The organism is Prosthecomicrobium pneumaticum (assembly GCF_014199915.1).
Taxonomy (GTDB): domain Bacteria; phylum Pseudomonadota; class Alphaproteobacteria; order Rhizobiales; family Kaistiaceae; genus Prosthecomicrobium; species Prosthecomicrobium pneumaticum.
The window spans coordinates 42,793-61,074 of sequence record NZ_JACHOO010000009.1 but is presented as its reverse complement, the minus strand read 5'-3'; the positions used below and the strand labels follow the sequence as shown (position 1 = coordinate 61,074).

Genomic DNA, 18,282 nt, shown 5'->3' with positions numbered 1-18,282 from the left:
CCAATCGACAGGCAAGGGGGCGCGGGTGACGCGAGACGGCAGCGCGACATCGAGACGGCAGGCGAGGGCGTGGGGCCCCTGTCGGGGGCATGGCGATGAAGGCGTCCGGCAGGTCTTGACGCGCACGGCCGCTCACCTCGTCGGCCGGTCCCGTCTCCTGCAGGCCGGCGGGCCTGGCACCGGAATCGCGCCATGACCGCCGCGCTCGCCGAACTGCTCGCCGAGAAGGGGCCGCGCTATCGCACCGCGACGGAGTATGTCGAGGCGGCGCTTCGGCAGGCGATCCTGACCGGCGCGCTGCCGCCCGGGAGCCCGCTCCGCCAGGAGGAACTCGCCGCCGCCTTCAAGGTCAGCCGCATGCCGATCCGCGAGGCGCTGCGACAACTCGAGGCGCAGGCGCTGGTCGACTTTCAGCCGCACAAGGGCGCGGTGGTGGTCGAGATCACGCCGGAAGACGCCGCCGACAATTACGCCATCCGCGCCGCGCTCGAGCCGGCGGCGCTGCGCCATTCGCTGCCGCATCTGACGGAGGCCGACTTCCGACTCGCCGAGGAGATCGTCGACGCGATGGATTCGGAGACCGACGACAGCCGCCTCGGCGCGCTGAACCGCCGCTTCCATATGGCGCTCTATGCCCGCGCCGGCCTGCCGCGCCTGCTCGCGCTGACCGCGCAGCATCTCGCCGGCGCCGACCGCTACCTGCTCTTTCACGTCGCGGCCTTCGGCCGGGCCCATCTGCACCAGGATCAGCACCGGGCGCTTCTCGAAGCCAGCCGCGCCCGCGACGCCGACGCCGCCACGGCGATCCTCGAGGCCCATCTCGCGGAGGCGAACGCGACGCTGCAGCATTACCTGCAGCGCAGAGGTGCACCCGCCGGGTGAACGGCACTCCCGGAGCAGCCCGCTCTACCGGTCCAGATAGGCGCGTACCGCCGAGAACACGCTGCGGAACATTTCCGGGGTGAGCACGCCGGTGTTCGTGTTGTAGCGCGAGCAGTGATAGCTGTCGAAGACGCGGCGGCCGGCGATCTCGTGCACGGCGCCGTGCGCGAACTTGAACCGGCTCATCCGTTCGCCGAGCGCCACGACGACCGAATCATGGGCGATCTTGCCGAGCGCGACGATCGCCCGGCAGTTCCTCGCCTCGGCGAGACCGCCGGCGAGAAAGCGGCGGCAGGTCGCGATCTCGGCGGTGGTCGGCTTGTTCTCCGGCGGCACGCAGCGGACCGCATTGACGATCGCGGTGTCGACGAGCCGCAGCCCGTCATCGGGCCGTGCCTCGAACCGGCCCTCGGCGAAGCCATAGGTCGAGAGCGTCGCATAGAGGAGGTCGCCGGCGTAATCGCCGGTGAAGGGACGGCCGGTGCGGTTCGCGCCGCGCAGGCCGGGCGCGAGGCCGACGATCAGAAGCTGCGCGTCCGGCCGGCCGAAATTGGCGACCGGCGCATTGTGCCAGCCGGGCTCGCGCTGCCGCCATTCGGTGCGGAAGGCGACGAGCCGCGGGCAGAGCGGGCAATCCCGGTCCGGCTCCGCGGCGAAGCGCCGGCGTTCCGCCATGCTCAGTTGTCGAAATCCTCGTCGAAGCCGGAATGGGCCTGCGCCCGCTCCGCCGCCCGCGCCGCCCGTTCGGCCGGATCGCGGCCGACGCGCGGCTGCAGCGACAGGAGGTCGATGAAATTGTCGGCCTGGCGGCGCAGTTCGTCGGCGATCATCGGCGGCTGGGTCGACAAGGTCGAGACGACGCTCACCTTGCGGCCGCGCCGCTGCACCGCCTCGACGACCGAGCGGAAATCGCCGTCGCCGGAGAAAAGCACCAGGTGGTCGATGTGCTCGCCGATCTCCATCATGTTGACGGCGAGCTCGATGTCCATGTTGCCCTTGATCTTCCGCCGCCCGCTGGCGTCGTAGAATTCCTTCGTCGGCTTCGTCACCACCGTGTAGCCATTGTAATCGAGCCAGTCGATCAGCGGCCGGATCGAGGAATATTCCTGATCTTCCGACAAAGCGGTGTAATAATAGGCGCGCAGCAGATAGCCGCGGCTGGAAAATTCAGCCAGAAGCTTCTTGTAGTCGATGTCGAAGCCGAGGGCCTTGGCTGTGGAATAAAGATTGGCGCCGTCGATGAAGAGAACGATCTTCTCGCGCTGGTCGAACATACTCGCCTCGTAAACGGATTTTTCTCAAATGCGTGGTGATCGCCCGCTACGGCGTAGCGGGCCGCATCATCTCTGCCGCAAAGCGGCGCCGATGTCACCTTCGATCATGGCTCGCCTTGCAATCGCCCGAAGGGATCACTATTCATCCGCGCTTGCTCTCGATAGTCCGTCTGAAAGGTGCCCTCATGGCCCGCGTCACCGTCGAAGATTGCGTCGACAAGGTCGAGAACCGGTTCGAGCTCGTCCTGCTCGCGGCGCATCGCGCCCGGATGATCTCGAGCGGCTCGCCGCTCACCATCGATCGCGACAACGACAAGAATCCCGTCGTCGCACTCCGCGAAATCGCCGACGAACAGGTCACGCCCGACGATCTCAAGGAAGACCTGATCCACTCGCTGCAGAAATATGTCGAGGTCGACGAGCCGGAGGCCGATGCCGTGCCGTTGCTCACCGCCCGCGACGACGATGCCGAAGACGGTTCGGTGGTGTTCGACCGCATGTCCGAGGAAGAGCTGCTGCACAGCCTCGAAAACATGGTGCCGCCGGACAAGACCGAGGAGTTCTGAGGCCTCCGCGCCGCGGCACCGCGCCGCTTGTCGCGGCACGAGGAAAGCGATCCACTGTCGCCGATGACCACACCATGCGCCGCGTGATGCGCGGCGCATTCCTCGGGTTCCCGCCATGATGCGGCAGTACGAGCTCCTCGAGCGCGTCCAGCGCTATAATCCGCAAGCCGACGAGGGGCTGCTCAACAAGGCCTACGTCTATGCCATGCAGAAGCATGGCAAGCAGCTGCGCGCCAATGGCGACCCGTATTTCTCGCATCCGCTCGAAGTCGCGGCCATCCTCACCGATCTGAAGCTCGACGACGCGACCATTGCGGCGGCGCTGCTGCACGACACGATCGAGGACACCGACGCGACCCGGGCCGAGATCGACGGCCTGTTCGGCGCCGATATCGGGCGGCTCGTCGAGGGCCTGACCAAGATCCGCCGGCTGGACCTCGTCTCGAAGCGCGCCGTGCAGGCGGAGAATTTCCGCAAGCTCCTGCTCGCCATCACGGAGGATGTCCGCGTCCTCCTCGTCAAGCTCGCCGACCGTCTGCACAACATGCGGACGCTCCACTTCATGCCCGAGGCGAAGCGCGCGCGGATCGCCGAGGAGACGCTCGAGATCTACGGCCCGCTCGCCGGCCGGATGGGCATGCAGGACATGCGCGAGGAGCTCGAGGACCTCGCCTTCAAGACAGTGAACCCGGCCGCGCACGCGACGATCGCCGCCCGGCTCGCGGCGCTGCGCGAGAAGAACACGATCCGCGTGCACGAGATCGAGACCGAGCTGCGCGAGCGGCTGGCGAAGCACGGCATCGCCGCCAAGGTGTATGGTCGCGAGAAGCGGCCCTATTCGATCTTCCACAAGATGGAGCGGAAGGCGATCAGCTTCGAGCAGCTCTCCGACATCTTCGGCTTCCGCGTAATCGTCGAGACGACCGCCGAGTGCTACGCCGCGCTCGGTGCGATCCACACCGCCTGGGCCACCGTGCCGGGCCGCTTCAAGGATTATGTCTCGACGCCGAAGCAGAACGCCTACCGCTCGCTGCACACCACCATCGTCGGCCCGGGCCGCCAGCGCGTCGAGCTGCAGATCCGCACCCGCGAGATGCACGAGGTGGCGGAATACGGCATCGCGGCGCACGCGCTCTACAAGGACGGCCGGGGGGGCGCGGCCGCGAACGGCCGCAACGGCGCCGGCGGCCACGGCTTCTCCGACGAGAGCCAGGCCTATACGTGGCTGCGGCGGACGGTCGAAATGCTCGCGCAGGGCGATTCGCCCGAGGAGTTCCTCGAGAACACCAAGCTCGAGCTCTTCCACGATCAGGTGTTCTGCTTCACGCCGAAGGGCCGGCTGATCGCCCTGCCGCGCGGCGCGACGCCCCTCGACTTCGCCTATGCCGTTCATACCGATGTCGGCGACACCTGTGTCGGCGTGAAGATCAACGGCAGGATGATGCCGCTCACCTCGGAGCTTCGGAACGGCGACGAGGTCGAGATCATCACATCTAAGGCGCAGACGCCGCCGGCCGCCTGGGAGGCGATGGCGATCACCGGCAAGGCCCGCGCCGCGATCCGCCGGGCGACGCGCCTCGCGGTGCGCAAGCAATATGCCGACCTCGGCCGGGGCATCGTCGACCGCGCCTTTGAGCGCGCCGGCCGCGAACTGACCGACGCGAAGCTGAAGGCGGCGCTGCCCCGGCTCGCGCAGACCCATGTCGACGACATGCTGGCGGCGGTCGGCCGCGGCGAGATCCCCTCGGCGAATGTGCTGAAGGCGGTCTATCCCGACCACAAGGAGGAGCGCGTCGTCCCGCCGAAGAGCGGCGGGGGAGGCGGCGGCGAACCCGGCTGGTTCGGCCTGAAGCAGGGCTCGGGCATGGTGTTCCGGGTGCCCGGCGAGGCGAAGGACCAGGCGCGGCCGATCCCGATCCGCGGCCTGCAGGGCAATGTGACGGTGCGATTCGATCCGGATGCCGGCGCCGTGCCGGGCGACCGCATCGTCGGCATCCTCACGCCGGGGGAGGGGATCACGATCTATCCGATCCAGTCTCCGGCGCTGCAGATGTTCGACGAGCAGCCGGAGCGCTGGCTCGACGTGCGCTGGGACATCGATCCGGAGAATCCGGAGCGCTTTCCGGCGCGGCTGGCGGTGACCGCGCTCAACGAGCCCGGCACGCTCGCGGATATCGCGCGGGTGATCGCCGACCATGACGGCAACATCTCGAACCTGCGCATCGTCCGCAGCGCGCCGGACTTCTCCGAGATGATCGTCGATGTCGAGGTCTGGGACCTGAAGCACCTCAACGCCATTCTCGGCGAACTCCGCTCGCTGCGCGCCGTCAGCGCCGCCGGCCGGGTGAACGCCTGACCGCCGGCGTCGGCCGGCGGCCCACCCGTGCCGGAGCGCGTCCTGGCGGAGGCCGTTCCGCGCACATCGCCGCACACGGCCCTGCGGACTGGTTCCGCAATGTGCGCAGGCCTACTTAGCGGTGTCGGAGTTGCGCCGGCCGCGAACGACGCCTATTGACCGGCGGTCCCGCGAAACCACCGAAGCCGGCGATGACAAAAGACGAAGTGCTCGAGATCTTCCGCGCGTCAGGCGCCCTGATGGAAGGCCATTTCATCCTTTCCTCGGGCCTGCGCAGCCCGGTCTTCATCCAGAAGGCGCGGGTGTTCATGCATCCGGAGCGCACCGAGCGGCTCTGCCGCGCCCTCGCCGACAAGATCCGCGCCGCCGGCCTCGGCCCGATCGATTGCGTCGTCTCACCCGCGCTCGGCGGCATCGTGCCCGGCTATGAAACGGCCCGGCAGCTCGGCGTGCCCGCGATGTGGGTCGAGCGGGAGGCCGGCACGCTGCGGCTTCGGCGCTTCGAACTCGCGCCCGGCACGCGCGTCATCGTCGTCGAGGACATCATCTCGACCGGTCTGTCGAGCCGGGAGACGATCGAGGCGCTGAAGGCGCACGGCGCCGAAGTGGTCGCCGTCGCCTGCCTGATCGACCGCTCGGCCGGCGAGGCCGATGCCGGCGCGCCGGTGATCGCGCTCGCCGATTACAAGGTTCCGGCCTATCCGGCCGACGCCCTGCCGCCCGAACTCGCCGCGCTGCCCGCCGTCAAACCCGGCAGCCGCGGGATCGCCTGACGCGATGCTGTTCGCCCGCCGCCACAAGCCGTCGCTCGCCGAGCGCATCCAACGCACCATCCTGCCGCAGGGCGGCTGGCCGCGGACGCTGCGCTATTTCGGCAAGCGGGTGATGCGGATCTCCGCCTCGCCGCACGCCGTCGGCGCGGGCTTCGCGGCCGGGGCGGCGGCCTCGATGACGCCGTTCATCGGCTTCCATTTCCTGCTCAGCTTCCTGTTCGCCTTCCTGGTGCGCGGCAACATGCTCGCCGCGGCGCTCGGCACGGCGATCGGCAATCCGATCACCTTTCCGCTGATCTGGTTCTCGACCTTCGAGGTCGGCAACTGGACGCTCGCCCTGTTCGGCCGGGAGGTGCGCGACCGGAACGCGGAGGAATTGACCCACGGCCTGCTGCACCGCTCCTTTTCCGACATCTGGCCGATGCTGAAGCCGATGATCGTCGGCTCCGTGCCGCTCGGGATCATCGCGTTCGTGATCGGCTATGTCGTCGTGTCGACCGCCACGCGGGGGTTCCAGAGAGCGCGCCGGGAGCGTATGACGGTGCGGCGGCGCGCCTTGCACGACAACCGCGACGGTTCCTAGGAGACCGCTCATGACGATCGACCGGACCCTGCGCCTCGGCGTCAACATCGATCATGTCGCGACCATCCGGAACGCCCGCGGCGGCGACCACCCGGACACGCTGCGCGCGGCCGAGATCGCGGCCGCCGCGGGCGCCGACGGCATCACAGCGCACCTGCGCGAGGACCGTCGCCATATCGGCGACCGCGACATCGAGCGGCTGCGTCAGACGATCCGCCTGCCGCTCAACCTCGAAATGGCGGCGACCGGCGAAATGACCGCGATCGCCCTGCGGCACCGGCCGCACGCCGCCTGCATCGTGCCCGAGAGCCGGGAGGAGCGCACCACGGAAGGTGGCCTCGATGCGGCGCGCCAGCGGGCGCAGCTCGCGCCGATCGTCGCCGAGCTCTCGGCCGCCGGCATCCGCGTCTCGCTCTTCATCGAGGCCGACCGCCGGCAGATCGATGCGGCGGTGGCGCTCGGCGCGCCGGTCGTCGAACTGCACACCGGCACCTATTGCGAGGCCTTCCATTCCGGCCCCGACGCCTTCGAGCGCGAGCGGGCGAGGATCGCCGATGCGGCGCATTACGGCGCCGGGCTGGGGCTCGAGATCCATGCCGGCCACGGCCTCACCTACGACACGGTGAAGCCGATCGCCGCCCTCGCGCCGATCCGCGAGCTGAACATCGGCCATTTCCTGATCGGCGAGGCGATCTTCGTCGGCCTCGATGCGTCCATCCGCGGCATGCGGCAGCGGATGGACGAGGCCCGCGCCGCGCTCGCCGCCGACGCATGATCCTCGGCATCGGCAACGACCTCACCGATATCAGGCGGATCGAGAAGACGCTCGCCCGGCACGGCGACCGCTTCGTCGAGCGGATCTTCACGCCCGTCGAGCGCGCGAAGTCGGACCGGCGGGCGCAGCGCGCCGCCTCCTACGCGAAGCGCTTCGCCGCCAAGGAGGCCTGCGCCAAGGCGCTCGGCACGGGGATGAGCGCCGGCGTGTTCTGGCGCGACATGGGCGTCGTCAACCTGCCGTCCGGCAAGCCGACCATGCGGCTGACCGGCGGCGCGGCGGCGCGGCTGGCGACACTGGTGCCCGCGGGGCACCGCGCCGAGATCCATCTCAGCATTACCGACGAGTTTCCGCTCGCCCAGGCCTTCGTGATCATCGAGGCGGTGCCCGAGACGCCGCAGGGCGCCTCTTGAGCGGCGGATCGGCAAGCCGCAAATCGGCCGCGTTTGGCGGCCAGTTGCGTTGCGCGGCCGGGCTCGAGCCTGTATCTGTGCGCCGCGGCAGGCATCGCACTGTGAGAGATCGGAAGGGCCGATGAGCGTGGCTGGCGACAAATACAAGACCGACAAGGGCGGTCTCGGCGAGACGGTGAAAATCGTCGTTCAGGCCCTCGTCCTGGCGCTCGTCGTGCGCACCTTCCTGTTCCAGCCTTTCAGCATCCCCTCCGGCTCGATGAAGGATACGCTGCTCGTCGGCGACTATCTCTTCGTGTCGAAATTCGCCTATGGCTACAGCCGCTATTCCTTCCCGTTCGGCATCGACCTCTTCGAGGGCCGCGTCTGGTCGGCCGAGCCGAAGCGCGGCGACGTCGTCGTCTTCAAGCTGCCGACCGACAATTCGACCGATTACATCAAGCGCGTGATCGGCCTGCCGGGCGACAAGATCCAGATGATCAACGGCGTCGTGAACATCAACGGCAAGCCGGTGCAGCGCGACCGCGTCGACGACGCCGTGACGCGCGACCAGTTCGGCGGCGAAGTCCACATCGCCCAGTACCGCGAGACACTCGACAACGGCACCAGCTATCTGACCCTCGATCTCGACCCCGACAGCGTGCTCGACAACACGCCGGTCTACGAGGTGCCGCCCGGCCATTACTTCATGATGGGCGACAATCGCGACAATTCGCAGGACAGCCGCGTGCTCAACGCGGTCGGCTATGTGCCGTTCGAAAACATCGTCGGCCGCGCCGAGATCATCTTCTTCTCGGTCGAGGAGGGGAATGCCGCCTGGGAATTCTGGAAGTGGCCCTGGACGGTGCGCGCCAGCCGCATCTTCACGCTCCTGTGAACGCCCGGGCGGACACGCTTTCCGGCCTCGAGGCCAAGCTCGGCCATCGCTTCCGCGACCGCGCGCTGCTTGAGCGCGCGCTCACCCATCCGAGCGCGGTGGCGGAGAATCAGCTCGCGCCCGATGCGTCCTATCAGCGGCTCGAATTTCTCGGCGACCGGGTTCTGGCGCTCGTCATCGCCGACATGCTGATCGCCGCCTTTCCGGACGCTGAGGAGGGCGAGCTCGCCCGCCGGCTGACCGGGCTGGTGCGCAACGAGAGCTGTGCCGAAGTGGCGCTCGAGATCGGCCTGCCGGCCTGGATCCGGCTCGGCGACGGCGAGGCGCAGTCGGGCGGACGCCGCAAGGCGGCGATCCTCGGCGATGTCTGCGAGGCGGTGATCGGGGCGCTGTTTCTCGACGGCGGGCTCGAGGTCGCGCGCGGCTTCGTCGAGGCGAACTGGCGCGCCCGGATGACGAACTGGACGGGTCCGTTGCGCGACGCCAAGACGACGCTGCAGGAATGGGCGCAGGGCAGGGGCCTCGCGACCCCGCGTTATGCGATCGTCGGCCGCTCCGGCCCCGATCACGCGCCGCATTTCCTCGTCGAGGTTGGCGTCGAGGGGCTCGCGCCGCTCACCGGCGAGGGCCGTTCGCGGCGCGAGGCGGAACAGAGGGCGGCGACCGCGGTGCTGGTGCGCGAAGGTGTTTGGCGGAGTGAAACCCATGCCGTCTGAGAGCGATCGTCCGGTGGACGGAGCGGGGGCGCCGGCTGCGCCGACCCGCTGCGGCTATGTCGCGCTGATCGGCGCGCCGAACGCGGGCAAGTCCACCCTCCTCAACCAGCTCGTCGGCACCAAGGTGTCGATCGTCACGCATAAGGTGCAGACGACGCGCTCGATCGTGCGCGGCATAGCGCTCGCCGGTTCCGCGCAGATCGTCTTCGTCGACACGCCCGGCATCTTCGCGCCGAAGCGGCGGCTCGACCGGGCGATGGTCGACACCGCCTGGGGCGGCGCCAAGGATGCCGATCTCGTCGCCGTCCTCGTGGATGCGCAGAAGGGCCTCGCCGGCGAGGCGGGCGACATCCTCGACCGCCTGTCGCGCGTGCGGCAGCCGAAGCTCCTGATCCTCAACAAGATCGATACCGTGCCGCGCGACCAGCTGCTCGGTCTTGCCGCTGCGGCCAACGCCCGCGCCGCGTTCGAGCGGACCTTCATGATCTCGGCACGCACCGGCGACGGCTGCGCCGACCTTCTCGCCGACCTCGCGGCGCGCGTCCCGCTTGGCCCATGGCTCTTCCCCGAGGATCAGGTGTCGGACCTGCCGATGCGCGCGCTCGCCGCCGAGATCACGCGCGAAAAGCTGTTCCTGCGCCTGCACGAGGAACTGCCCTACGCCTCGACGGTGGAAACGGAGCTCTGGCAGGACCAGCCGGATGGCTCGGCCCGCATCGAGCAGACGATCTATGTCGAGCGCGAGGGCCAGAAGAAGATCGTGATCGGCACAAAGGGCGAGACGATCAAGGCGATCTCGATGGCGGCACGCAAGGAGATCGCCGAGATCGCCGAACGCCCGGTGCACCTCTTCCTGTTCGTCAAGGTGCGGGAGAACTGGAGCGACGATCCCGAGCGCTATCGCGCGATGGGGATCGACTTTCCCCGCTGAGTTGGATCGGGTCCGGCGAACGCAGATCGAGCGGCTGCGGCTGCTCGGAGGGCGGGTCGACGTGCGGCGGGCCTTCCTCGTCGGGGTCGGTGTCCGGCAGCGGCGTGGGATCGAGCGGGTCGCCGGGCAGGCCGTCGTCCAATGGCGGGCGGTCGATCTCGATCGGGTCGTTCGGGTCGCGGTCACGCCGGGTCGGCGGATCGGGACGCGGTGGCACGAGAGGCTCGTGGCCCGGGATCGGCGCGTCGCCGGGAATGCCCGGCGCGCTCGCAAAAAGCGGCGTCACGGGCTCGCCGCCTTGCTGCCGGTCTCGTCCGTGCCGGGCGCCGCGCGCGCCTCGTCCGGTTCGATCAGCAGGCCGCGCCCCGCCGCCCATTGGCGGAAGGCGACGCCCGCTTTCTCTGCGGCATCGGGCCGCGACGCACCGCGCAGCTGCGCGAGCACGAAGGCGGTGTCCGCGTCGTTCGTCTCGGCGAGATGATCGTCGAGATAGCGTTCGAGAAAGGTCGCGGCGGCTTCGACGGTGCGCAGCGGCTCGTCGCGATGGACGACGAGATGAACCGGGGGATGGATTGCGTAGGAGGCCATGACGGGAGAACCGTCGGGCGGGTGCGCGGTTCCGTCCGGCTGATCAATTGCGCAGCACGACGCAGGCGCCGCCGGCTCTTTGCAGGTCGGTGCAGAGCCGCCGTGCCGCCGCGAGCGTCGCGGCCGGGATGCGCACGCGATAGAACGGCCGCCGGCCCCGGCCGGGCGCCCGCGTGCCGATGACCACCGGCGCGCGGCCGGCGACGATTCGTTCGAAGCGTGCCGCGACATCGCGATAGCCTGCTACGGCGCGTGCCTTCGAGAAGCTGCCCGCGACCTGCACGCCGAAGGGCGCATAAGGTCCTTCGATCGGGCTCGGCCGCTCGCGCCGGATCGCGGCGACGGCCGTGTGGCAATCTCCGGGCGGGGCCGGCCGTTCCGCCTTCGGCCCGCGCTCGGGACGGGGATCGCGCGGTGCGGTCCGGAAGGCGGGCGGAGCGGGGCGGTCCGGCCGCCAGTCCTCCGCCGCCGACCCGGTGACGAAGGCGACGTAATCCTCGGTCTCCGCGGGCAGCGCGCCGCCTGCGGCGAGCCAGCGCGCCAGCCGCGCCGAACCCCCGTTATAGGCCGCCGCGGCGAGACCGAGATTGCCGAACCGGTCCCGCAGATCCGCGAGATAATGCGCCGAAGCGGGTATCGCGGCCTCGGGATCGTAGGGATCGTCGAGACCCCGTTCGGCCGCAGTGCCGGGCATGAACTGGGCGATGCCTTGTGCGCCCTTGCCACTCGTGGCGCCGGGCCGGAAGCTGCTCTCGCGCCAGATCAGCCGGGTGAGAAAAACCGGCGGCAGGCGCTGCTCGGCCGCCGCCGCCTCGATCATCCGGCAGATTGCCTGTTCGACGGTCTCCTCGGCGGCGATCGCCGGCGAGGCGGCAAGGAGAGTGAGGCCCGCGAGAATCGACCGGACCGCCGGGAGCCGGGATGCCGCCATGGCGCGGCCGACCGGGCGTTCAGTGCCGCGGGCCGTCGCCGCGGGCCAGCCGGGCGCGCCCGCCCTCCTCGGCGGCCGGGCGAGGCTGCACGTGATAGGTGACCTGTGGGTAGGGCATGGTGATTCCGCTCGCGTCGAAGCTCTCCTTGATCTTCTTCACGATGTCGCGGGTCGTCCACCACCAGACGTCGGCCGGCGCCCAGTACCACGCCCGCAGCAGCACCGCGCTCTCGGCGAGCTCGGCGACGAAGACGTCGGGCGGTGCATCCTTCTCGACGCGCGGATCGGCGAGGATGACGCTCCTCATGAGGGCGAGCGCCTTGTCGACATCGTCCTCGTAAGCGATCCGGATGGTGAGTTCCTCGCGCCGGCGGGTGGCTCGACTGAAGTTCGTGACCTGCGCCGGCCAGAGCAGAGAGTTCGGGGCGAGCCTGTAGAGGCCGTCCGGCGTGCGCAGTTCGGTGGCGAAGAGGCCGATCTCGGCGACCGTGCCGGAGACCGTTCCGGTGTCGATGTACTCGCCGACGCGGAACGGCCGGAGCACGAGGAGCATGATGCCGGCGGCGATGTTCTGCAGCGTGCCCTGCAGCGCGAGGCCGATCGCGAGGCCGGCGGCGCCGAGCGCGGCGACGATCGAGGCGGTCTGCACGCCGAACTGGCCGAGCACCATCACCATGAAGAGGATGATCACGCCGTAGCGCACCGCGCCGCTGACGAAGCGGGCGATCGTCTCGTCGATGCCGTGGACCCGGCTCAGCCCGCCATAGGCCCAGCGCTGCAGGATCCGCGCGGCGATCCAGCCGATCGCGATCAGCACGACGGCGCCGACCACGGCGAAGGCATACTGGACGGCGAGCGCGCCCAGCCCGGCGAAGACCGTGCGCGTCGCCAGGACGAGATCGGCAGCCTGCTGTTCCATCGTCTCTCCCCTGATGGTTCAGCCGATGAACGCAGCGGGGCCGATTATGATCCCCGATAGACGGGCAGGGGCTCTGCTCGGATCGCGCGTGGAACGCGGCAAGGCTCGTCCCGGCTTGGGACGAGATGACACGGCAAGGTGACGACGGGGTTATTGCGAGGCGGCCTCGGCTCTGCGATAACCGGGGCTTGACGAGGGGCACGACCTTTGGAGACGCGTTGAGATGGGTTCTTTCAGCATCTGGCACTGGCTCATCGTGCTGGTCATCGTCCTGCTCCTCTTCGGCAAGGGCAAGATTTCCGACGTCATGGGCGACATCGCCAAGGGCGTGAAGAGCTTCAAGAAGGGCATGTCGGAAGACGACGACGCCGAGAAGCCGTCGATCGACCACAAGCCTTCCGAGCCGGTGCGCACGACCGAAGAGAAGACCCGCACGACCTGACGGGCGCGCTCGTTTCCCTGCATCGTCCCGCCCGCGTCGCCGCGGGCGCGTCCGACCGTTCTCGAGTGTCAGGCGGGCTGAATGCTGTTCGACATCGGCTGGAGCGAAATGCTGGTGATCGCGGTCGTCGCGATCGTCGTGGTGGGTCCGAAGGATCTGCCGCGCATGCTGCGTGCCTTCGGCAATTCCGTCGGCAAGATGCGGCGCATGGCCGGCGAGTTCCAGAAACAGTTCAATGAGGCGCTCCGCGAGGCCGAGCTCGAGGACGTCAAGAAGTCGATCGACGAGGTACGCGGCCTCAACCCGATGCAGGGCATCCGCAACAGCATCCTGTCGGTCGAAGACGCGGTGAAGGCTCCGCCGGTCGCGAAACCCGCGCCCGAGCCGGTGCCGCCGCCCGCGACGACGGCGGCGCAACCTGATCCCGACGCTCCTCCGGCCGTTGCGGCGCCGGCAAAGCCGATCGCCCTCGTGAACGAGCCGCCCAAGGCCGTGGAACCGGTCGAGCGGACGGGCACGTGAGCGGACCGGCCGAGCGAGAGAAAGCCTGAACCATGGCGACGGAACGGGACGAGGACGAGATCGAGGCGAGCCGCGCGCCGCTCATCACGCATCTGATCGAGCTGCGCTCCCGGCTGATCCGGGCGCTGCTCGCCGTGCTCGCCGCCTTCCTCGTCTGCTTCTATTTCGCGAGCACGATCTACAACATCCTGGTGATGCCCTATGAGTGGGCGTCCGGACCGACCGCCGACATCCGGATGATCTACACCGCGCCGCAGGAGTTCTTCCTGACGCAGATGAAGCTCGCCCTGTTCGGCGCCGTTTTCATCGCCTTCCCTGTGATCGCCGTTCAGATCTACAAGTTCGCTGCGCCCGGCCTCTACCGGAACGAGCGGCGGGCCTTCGTCCCCTTTCTGATCGCGACGCCGGTGCTCTTCCTGATGGGCGCGGCGCTCGTCTATTTCATGGTGATGCCGCTCGCGATGCGGTTCTTCCTCTCCTTCCAGCAGGAGGGCGGCCCCGGCCACGCGGCGATCGAGATGCTCCCGAAGGTCAACGAGTATCTCAGCCTCATCATGACGCTGATCCTCGCCTTCGGCTTCGTGTTCCAGCTTCCGGTGATCCTCACCCTGCTCGGCCGGGCCGGAATCATCGACAGCAAATGGCTGCGCGACAAGCGACGCTATGCGATCGTCCTCTCCTTCATCATCGCCGCCGTGCTCACCCCGCCGGACATCATCAGCCAGATCGGCCTTGCCGTGCCGGCGCTGCTCCTCTACGAAGCCTCGATCATTTCCGTGCGGTTCACGGAGCGGAAGCGCGCCCGGACCGAGGCCTCGGAAGAGGCCGAGAACCCGGCCTGAGGCGGGCATCCGCGTCGCCGCCGCGGGAAGTGACGACGGTCCTCGCGGTGCCCGCCGGGCCGCCATGCCGACGGCTTCGCCGTCCGGGATGGCGAAGACGGGCGGGCGGGGCCGTGCGCCGCTCCAGCCTTCCCGAGACCCGACATGCTCGACATCAAGTGGATTCGCGATAACCCGGACGCCTTCGACCGGGCGCTCTCGTCGCGCGGCGTGGAGCCGAAGTCCGCCGCCGTGATCGCCCTCGACGAAGAGCGGCGCGCCCATATCGGCCGGGTTCAGGCCGCGCAGGAGCGCCGCAACGCCGCCTCGAAGGAGATCGGCAGGGCGATGGCCGCCAAGGACGCGGCGACCGCGGAGGCGCTGAAGAGCGAGGTGACCGCGCTGAAGGATTTTCTCGGCCATGCCGAGGAGGAGGAGCGGCGGCTCAACAAGGCCGTCGCCGACGCGCTCGCGGTGATCCCCAACGTGCCGCTCGACGACGTGCCGGTCGGCCGCGACGAGCACGACAATGTCGAGTATTTCGGCCGCAACGGTACGGCGGAAACCGCGTTCGCGCAGCGCCCGAAGAAGCGCGCCTATGGCTTTCCGCCGAAAGAGCATTTCGAGCTCGGCGAAGCGCTCGGCCAGATGGATTTCGAGGCGGCGGCGAAGATCTCCGGCGCCCGCTTCGTCGTGCTCAAGGCCGGCCTCGCCCGGATGGAGCGGGCGCTCGGCCAGTTCATGCTCGACCTGCATACGGAAGAGCACGGCTACACCGAGGTGCAACCGCCCTATCTCGTCAAGGATGACGCGCTGCACGGCACCGGCCAGTTGCCGAAATTCGCCGAGGATCTTTTCCGCACGACGCTCGATCACTGGCTGATCCCGACCGCCGAGGTGCCGCTCACCAATCTGGTGCGCGAATCGATCCTCGAGGAGAAGGACCTGCCGCTCCGCTTCACGGCGCTCACCCCCTGCTTCCGTTCCGAGGCCGGTTCCGCCGGCCGAGATACGCGCGGCATGCTTCGGCAGCACCAGTTCGACAAGGTCGAGCTCGTCTCGATCACCGCGCCCGAACGTTCGATCGAGGAGCACGAGCGGATGCTCGCCTGCGCCGAGGCGGTGTTGCAGCGGCTCGACCTGCATTACCGCGTCATGACGCTGTCGACCGGCGACATGGGCTTCGGCGCGCAGAAGACCTATGACATCGAGGTCTGGCTGCCGGGCCAGAACACCTATCGCGAGATCTCCTCGGTGTCGGTCTGCGGCGATTTCCAGGCCCGCCGGATGGACGCCCGCTATCGCCCGGCGGGCGAGAAGGGCACGCGTTTCGTCCACACCCTCAACGGTTCCGGCACGGCGGTCGGCCGCTGCCTCATCGCCGTCATGGAAACCTATCAGAACGAGGACGGCTCGATCACCGTGCCCGAGGCGCTGAAGCCCTATATGCGCGGTGTCGAACGGATCGGCTGAAGGTTTCGGCTTCGCCGGCCCACGGGCGGACCGGGGCGTTCGATCGGTCGCCGGGCCACGGACGGGCAGGCCCCCTCGCCGCAAGGGCGAAGGGGCGCAGGAAGGACAAGGAAGCGATGCGCATTCTGATCACCAATGACGACGGCATTCACGCGCCGGGCCTGCAGGTGCTGAAGCGGATCGCCGAATCGATCGCCGACGAGGTCTGGGTGGTGGCGCCCGAGACCGACCAGTCGGGTCTCGCGCATTCGTTGACCCTCAACGATCCGCTCCGCCTGCGCGCGGTGTCCGAGCGGGTCTATGCGCTGCGCGGCACGCCGACCGATTGCGTCATCATGGGGGTCCGTCACGTCCTGCCGGAGCCGCCGGACCTCGTGCTCTCCGGCGTCAATTCCGGCCAGAACACCGCCGACGACGTCTCCTATTCCGGCACGGTCGCCGGCGCGATCGAGGGCACGCTCCTCGGCATCCCGGCGATCGCCCTGTCGCAGGCCTATGATTTCGCCGATGGCCGCCGGATCATTCCCTGGGACACGGCGGAACGGCACGCGCCGGCGATCATCCGCAAGCTGCTCGACAAGCCGGCGCCGCGCGGCTGCTTCTACAACATCAACTTCCCGAATGTGGCGCCCGACGCCGTCACCGGCGTCGAAGTGACGTCGCAGGGCCAGTTCCCGCACCGGCTCTTCATCGACGAGCGGCGCGACGGGCGCGGCAATCCCTATTTCTGGGTGCATCACCGCCGCAGCGCCGACACGCCGCCCGAGGGCAGCGACGTCCACGCGATCGGCGCCGGCGCGATCTCGATCACCCCGCTCAGGATCGACCAGACCGCCTATGACCTCGTGCACGAGCTGACGCAGCTCTTCGACTGAGGCCCGGCCGACCGGGACGGGCCGGGCGGCACGCGGCCGCCTCGAAAGCCGCGCGAGAGGTCGTCAGGAGAGGTCGCCATGCAGTTCGGCATCTACACCTTCGTCGAGAACACGCCGGACCCGGCGACCGGCCGTCTGCAGGACCCCGCCGACCGGATCGCCGATCTGATGGAGGAGGTCGAGCTCGCCGAAGCGGTCGGGCTCGACGTCTTCGCGATCGGCGAGCATCATCGGCCGGACTATCTCGCCTCGGCGCCCGCGGTGCTGCTCGCGGCGGCTGCGGCGCGGACCCGTCGGATCCGCCTGTCGAGCGCCGTCACCGTGCTCTCGTCGGAGGATCCGGTGCGCGTCTTCCAGCAATTCGCGACGCTCGATCTCCTCTCGCGCGGCCGCGCCGAGATGATGGCCGGGCGCGGCTCGTTCATCGAATCCTTCCCGCTCTTCGGCTACGATCTCGAGGATTACGACGCGCTCTTCGCCGAGAAGCTCGACCTCCTGATGGCGCTCCGCGAGAACGAGCGCGTGACCTGGTCGGGCCATTTCCGGCCGGCGATCGACGATCTCGGCATCTATCCGCAGCCGGTCCAGAAGCCGCTGCCGCTCTGGATCGCGGTCGGGGGTACGCCGCAATCGGTCGCCCGCGCCGGCGTGCTCGGCCTGCCGCTCGCCGTCGCGATCATCGGCGGGGCGCCGGAGCAGTTCGCGCCGCTCATCGGTCTCTATCGCGATGCGGCGCGGCGGGCGGGGAACGATCCCGCCGGCCTGCCCGTCGGCATCAACGGGCACGGCTTCATCGCGGAGGATTCGCAGGCCGCGGCCGACATCGCCTTTCCGCCCTTCGCCGAGACGATGACGCGGATCGGCCGCGAGCGCGGCTGGCCGCCGCACACGCGCGGCCAGTTCGAGGCGTCGCGCCGGCTGCGGGGCGCGCTGTTCGTCGGCAGCCCGGCCGAGGTGACCGAGAAGATTCTCTTCCAGCACGAACTCTTCGGTCACGACCGCTTCATGATGCAGATGAGCGTCGGGACGCTGCCGCACCGGGCGCTGATGCGCTCGATCGAGCTGTTCGGCACCGAGGTGATGCCGGCGGTCCGCAAGGCGCTCGCCGGCAAGGCCGCGGGAACTACGCCGCCGGGCGGTCCGGCAGCCACTGCGTGACCTCGACGCCGGCGACGAGCCCGGCCGAGGCGCCGCGGAAGCGGGCGATCGCGGCGCCGTCATTGTGCGCCTGCCACAGATCGTAACTCGCCCATTCCTCGACCATCAGGAAGCGCGCCGGCTCGCCCTTGGCGACGTTGAGTTCGTAGCGCAGGCACCCCTCTTCGCGATTCGTCTCCTCGACGAGGATGCGCAATTCGGCGAGAAGCGCCGCCTCGCGGCCGGCCTCGGCGTTGATGTGGGCGATGATGGTGAGCGTGTCGTCGGCCATTGGCGATCCTCCCTGAAGGCGCCGGACTATGAACGGCCGCCTGCGGCTTGGGAAGCTGCGCGGCGACCTCGTCGATTGACTCCGGGGCGAAGCACCGCTTAACCACGGGCGCCGAACTCCGAGACGGACAGCACGC

General features: G+C 69.1%; 22 protein-coding genes. 16 read left to right on the top strand and 6 right to left on the bottom strand.

Annotated features, from left to right (window positions below; genetic code table 11):
* The first annotated feature begins 192 nt into the window (after positions 1 to 192).
* Complete coding sequence (locus tag GGQ63_RS18250) at positions 193 to 882, top strand: GntR family transcriptional regulator (protein WP_183858050.1); 690 nt, start codon at positions 193 to 195, stop codon at positions 880 to 882.
* Between the two features lie 24 nt (positions 883 to 906).
* Here the strand turns inward: GGQ63_RS18250 and GGQ63_RS18245 are convergent, their stop codons facing one another.
* Together GGQ63_RS18245 and GGQ63_RS18240 are read right to left on the bottom strand one after the other, a co-directional pair.
* Positions 907 to 1,557, bottom strand: coding sequence for a uracil-DNA glycosylase (locus tag GGQ63_RS18245; RefSeq protein WP_183858049.1), 651 nt, complete (start codon positions 1,555 to 1,557; stop codon positions 907 to 909).
* A gap of 2 nt (positions 1,558 to 1,559) precedes the next feature.
* Positions 1,560 to 2,156: a LabA-like NYN domain-containing protein gene (locus tag GGQ63_RS18240; RefSeq protein WP_183858048.1), complete on the bottom strand. Its 597-nt coding sequence runs from the start codon at positions 2,154 to 2,156 to the stop codon at positions 1,560 to 1,562.
* A gap of 185 nt (positions 2,157 to 2,341) precedes the next feature.
* Between GGQ63_RS18240 and rpoZ the strand changes: the two genes are divergently transcribed.
* The 9 genes from rpoZ (at position 2,342) to era (ending at position 10,146) form a co-directional block, all read left to right on the top strand.
* Positions 2,342 to 2,722, top strand: coding sequence for a DNA-directed RNA polymerase subunit omega (rpoZ, locus tag GGQ63_RS18235; protein ID WP_183858161.1), 381 nt, complete (start codon positions 2,342 to 2,344; stop codon positions 2,720 to 2,722).
* 115 nt (positions 2,723 to 2,837) lie between these two features.
* Positions 2,838 to 5,078 (top strand): RelA/SpoT family protein, encoded by a 2,241-nt coding sequence (locus GGQ63_RS18230; RefSeq protein ID WP_183858047.1) that lies wholly within the window; start codon positions 2,838 to 2,840, stop codon positions 5,076 to 5,078.
* Positions 5,079 to 5,269: 191 nt separating this feature from the next.
* Positions 5,270 to 5,851 (top strand): orotate phosphoribosyltransferase, encoded by a 582-nt coding sequence (gene pyrE, locus GGQ63_RS18225; protein WP_183858046.1) that lies wholly within the window; start codon positions 5,270 to 5,272, stop codon positions 5,849 to 5,851.
* A 4-nt stretch (positions 5,852 to 5,855) separates the two neighbouring features.
* On the top strand, positions 5,856 to 6,434 hold the full coding sequence (locus GGQ63_RS18220; RefSeq protein ID WP_183858045.1) for a DUF2062 domain-containing protein: 579 nt from the start codon (positions 5,856 to 5,858) through the stop codon (positions 6,432 to 6,434).
* 10 nt (positions 6,435 to 6,444) lie between these two features.
* Positions 6,445 to 7,209 carry a pyridoxine 5'-phosphate synthase gene (locus tag GGQ63_RS18215; protein WP_210308578.1) on the top strand — a complete coding sequence of 255 codons (765 nt, stop codon included), beginning with the start codon at positions 6,445 to 6,447 and terminating at the stop codon, positions 7,207 to 7,209.
* A complete protein-coding gene (acpS, locus tag GGQ63_RS18210; protein WP_183858044.1) occupies positions 7,206 to 7,622 on the top strand; it encodes a holo-ACP synthase in 417 nt (138 codons plus the stop codon). Before GGQ63_RS18215 ends, acpS begins: the two co-directional genes overlap by 4 nt.
* A gap of 121 nt (positions 7,623 to 7,743) precedes the next feature.
* Positions 7,744 to 8,499: a signal peptidase I gene (gene lepB / locus GGQ63_RS18205; RefSeq protein WP_183858043.1), complete on the top strand. Its 756-nt coding sequence runs from the start codon at positions 7,744 to 7,746 to the stop codon at positions 8,497 to 8,499.
* A complete protein-coding gene (rnc, locus tag GGQ63_RS18200; protein ID WP_210308583.1) occupies positions 8,460 to 9,215 on the top strand; it encodes a ribonuclease III in 756 nt (251 codons plus the stop codon). The genes lepB and rnc overlap by 40 nt, the downstream gene beginning before the upstream one ends.
* Positions 9,205 to 10,146: a GTPase Era gene (gene era / locus GGQ63_RS18195; RefSeq protein WP_183858042.1), complete on the top strand. Its 942-nt coding sequence runs from the start codon at positions 9,205 to 9,207 to the stop codon at positions 10,144 to 10,146. Before rnc ends, era begins: the two co-directional genes overlap by 11 nt.
* Before the next feature lie 282 nt (positions 10,147 to 10,428).
* Here era and GGQ63_RS18190 read toward each other — a convergent pair whose 3' ends face one another.
* From GGQ63_RS18190 to GGQ63_RS18180, 3 genes are read right to left on the bottom strand one after another with little or no spacing between them, the layout of a single operon-like run.
* Positions 10,429 to 10,734, bottom strand: a complete 306-nt coding sequence (locus GGQ63_RS18190; RefSeq protein ID WP_183858041.1) for a hypothetical protein — start codon at positions 10,732 to 10,734, stop codon at positions 10,429 to 10,431.
* Between the two features lie 43 nt (positions 10,735 to 10,777).
* Positions 10,778 to 11,665 carry a lytic transglycosylase domain-containing protein gene (locus GGQ63_RS18185; protein WP_183858040.1) on the bottom strand — a complete coding sequence of 296 codons (888 nt, stop codon included), beginning with the start codon at positions 11,663 to 11,665 and terminating at the stop codon, positions 10,778 to 10,780.
* Between the two features lie 19 nt (positions 11,666 to 11,684).
* The gene (locus GGQ63_RS18180; protein ID WP_183858039.1) at positions 11,685 to 12,584 is read right to left on the bottom strand and encodes a mechanosensitive ion channel family protein; all 900 of its coding nucleotides are present in this window, start codon (positions 12,582 to 12,584) and stop codon (positions 11,685 to 11,687) included.
* A gap of 223 nt (positions 12,585 to 12,807) precedes the next feature.
* Between GGQ63_RS18180 and GGQ63_RS18175 the strand changes: the two genes are divergently transcribed.
* The 6 genes from GGQ63_RS18175 (at position 12,808) to GGQ63_RS18150 (ending at position 17,875) form a co-directional block, all read left to right on the top strand.
* A complete protein-coding gene (locus GGQ63_RS18175; RefSeq protein ID WP_183858038.1) occupies positions 12,808 to 13,026 on the top strand; it encodes a twin-arginine translocase TatA/TatE family subunit in 219 nt (72 codons plus the stop codon).
* 81 nt (positions 13,027 to 13,107) lie between these two features.
* Complete coding sequence (gene tatB / locus GGQ63_RS18170; protein WP_246429868.1) at positions 13,108 to 13,548, top strand: Sec-independent protein translocase protein TatB; 441 nt, start codon at positions 13,108 to 13,110, stop codon at positions 13,546 to 13,548.
* A gap of 32 nt (positions 13,549 to 13,580) precedes the next feature.
* Complete coding sequence (tatC, locus tag GGQ63_RS18165; protein ID WP_183858037.1) at positions 13,581 to 14,390, top strand: twin-arginine translocase subunit TatC; 810 nt, start codon at positions 13,581 to 13,583, stop codon at positions 14,388 to 14,390.
* Between the two features lie 144 nt (positions 14,391 to 14,534).
* The gene (gene serS, locus GGQ63_RS18160) at positions 14,535 to 15,842 is read left to right on the top strand and encodes a serine--tRNA ligase (protein ID WP_183858036.1); all 1,308 of its coding nucleotides are present in this window, start codon (positions 14,535 to 14,537) and stop codon (positions 15,840 to 15,842) included.
* A gap of 116 nt (positions 15,843 to 15,958) precedes the next feature.
* The gene (surE, locus tag GGQ63_RS18155; protein ID WP_183858035.1) at positions 15,959 to 16,717 is read left to right on the top strand and encodes a 5'/3'-nucleotidase SurE; all 759 of its coding nucleotides are present in this window, start codon (positions 15,959 to 15,961) and stop codon (positions 16,715 to 16,717) included.
* A 78-nt stretch (positions 16,718 to 16,795) separates the two neighbouring features.
* Positions 16,796 to 17,875: an LLM class flavin-dependent oxidoreductase gene (locus GGQ63_RS18150; protein WP_183858034.1), complete on the top strand. Its 1,080-nt coding sequence runs from the start codon at positions 16,796 to 16,798 to the stop codon at positions 17,873 to 17,875.
* On the opposite strand, the gene GGQ63_RS18145 is transcribed toward GGQ63_RS18150, so the two are convergent.
* The gene (locus GGQ63_RS18145) at positions 17,841 to 18,146 is read right to left on the bottom strand and encodes a putative quinol monooxygenase (RefSeq protein WP_183858033.1); all 306 of its coding nucleotides are present in this window, start codon (positions 18,144 to 18,146) and stop codon (positions 17,841 to 17,843) included. The two genes, GGQ63_RS18150 and GGQ63_RS18145, sit on opposite strands and share 35 nt — an antisense overlap.
* Between the last annotated feature and the right edge of the window lie 136 nt (positions 18,147 to 18,282).

Coding starts and splice junctions, on each gene's coding strand:
- GGQ63_RS18250 (WP_183858050.1), top strand. CDS start 193: ATGACCGCCGCGCTCGCCGAACTGCTCGCCGAGAAGGGGCCGCGCTAT.
- GGQ63_RS18245 (WP_183858049.1), bottom strand. CDS start 1,557: ATGGCGGAACGCCGGCGCTTCGCCGCGGAGCCGGACCGGGATTGCCCG.
- GGQ63_RS18240 (WP_183858048.1), bottom strand. CDS start 2,156: ATGTTCGACCAGCGCGAGAAGATCGTTCTCTTCATCGACGGCGCCAAT.
- rpoZ (WP_183858161.1), top strand. CDS start 2,342: ATGGCCCGCGTCACCGTCGAAGATTGCGTCGACAAGGTCGAGAACCGG.
- GGQ63_RS18230 (WP_183858047.1), top strand. CDS start 2,838: ATGATGCGGCAGTACGAGCTCCTCGAGCGCGTCCAGCGCTATAATCCG.
- pyrE (WP_183858046.1), top strand. CDS start 5,270: ATGACAAAAGACGAAGTGCTCGAGATCTTCCGCGCGTCAGGCGCCCTG.
- GGQ63_RS18220 (WP_183858045.1), top strand. CDS start 5,856: ATGCTGTTCGCCCGCCGCCACAAGCCGTCGCTCGCCGAGCGCATCCAA.
- GGQ63_RS18215 (WP_210308578.1), top strand. CDS start 6,445: ATGACGATCGACCGGACCCTGCGCCTCGGCGTCAACATCGATCATGTC.
- acpS (WP_183858044.1), top strand. CDS start 7,206: ATGATCCTCGGCATCGGCAACGACCTCACCGATATCAGGCGGATCGAG.
- lepB (WP_183858043.1), top strand. CDS start 7,744: ATGAGCGTGGCTGGCGACAAATACAAGACCGACAAGGGCGGTCTCGGC.
- era (WP_183858042.1), top strand. CDS start 9,205: ATGCCGTCTGAGAGCGATCGTCCGGTGGACGGAGCGGGGGCGCCGGCT.
- GGQ63_RS18190 (WP_183858041.1), bottom strand. CDS start 10,734: ATGGCCTCCTACGCAATCCATCCCCCGGTTCATCTCGTCGTCCATCGC.
- GGQ63_RS18185 (WP_183858040.1), bottom strand. CDS start 11,665: ATGGCGGCATCCCGGCTCCCGGCGGTCCGGTCGATTCTCGCGGGCCTC.
- GGQ63_RS18180 (WP_183858039.1), bottom strand. CDS start 12,584: ATGGAACAGCAGGCTGCCGATCTCGTCCTGGCGACGCGCACGGTCTTC.
- GGQ63_RS18175 (WP_183858038.1), top strand. CDS start 12,808: ATGGGTTCTTTCAGCATCTGGCACTGGCTCATCGTGCTGGTCATCGTC.
- tatB (WP_246429868.1), top strand. CDS start 13,108: ATGCTGTTCGACATCGGCTGGAGCGAAATGCTGGTGATCGCGGTCGTC.
- tatC (WP_183858037.1), top strand. CDS start 13,581: ATGGCGACGGAACGGGACGAGGACGAGATCGAGGCGAGCCGCGCGCCG.
- serS (WP_183858036.1), top strand. CDS start 14,535: ATGCTCGACATCAAGTGGATTCGCGATAACCCGGACGCCTTCGACCGG.
- surE (WP_183858035.1), top strand. CDS start 15,959: ATGCGCATTCTGATCACCAATGACGACGGCATTCACGCGCCGGGCCTG.
- GGQ63_RS18150 (WP_183858034.1), top strand. CDS start 16,796: ATGCAGTTCGGCATCTACACCTTCGTCGAGAACACGCCGGACCCGGCG.
- GGQ63_RS18145 (WP_183858033.1), bottom strand. CDS start 18,146: ATGGCCGACGACACGCTCACCATCATCGCCCACATCAACGCCGAGGCC.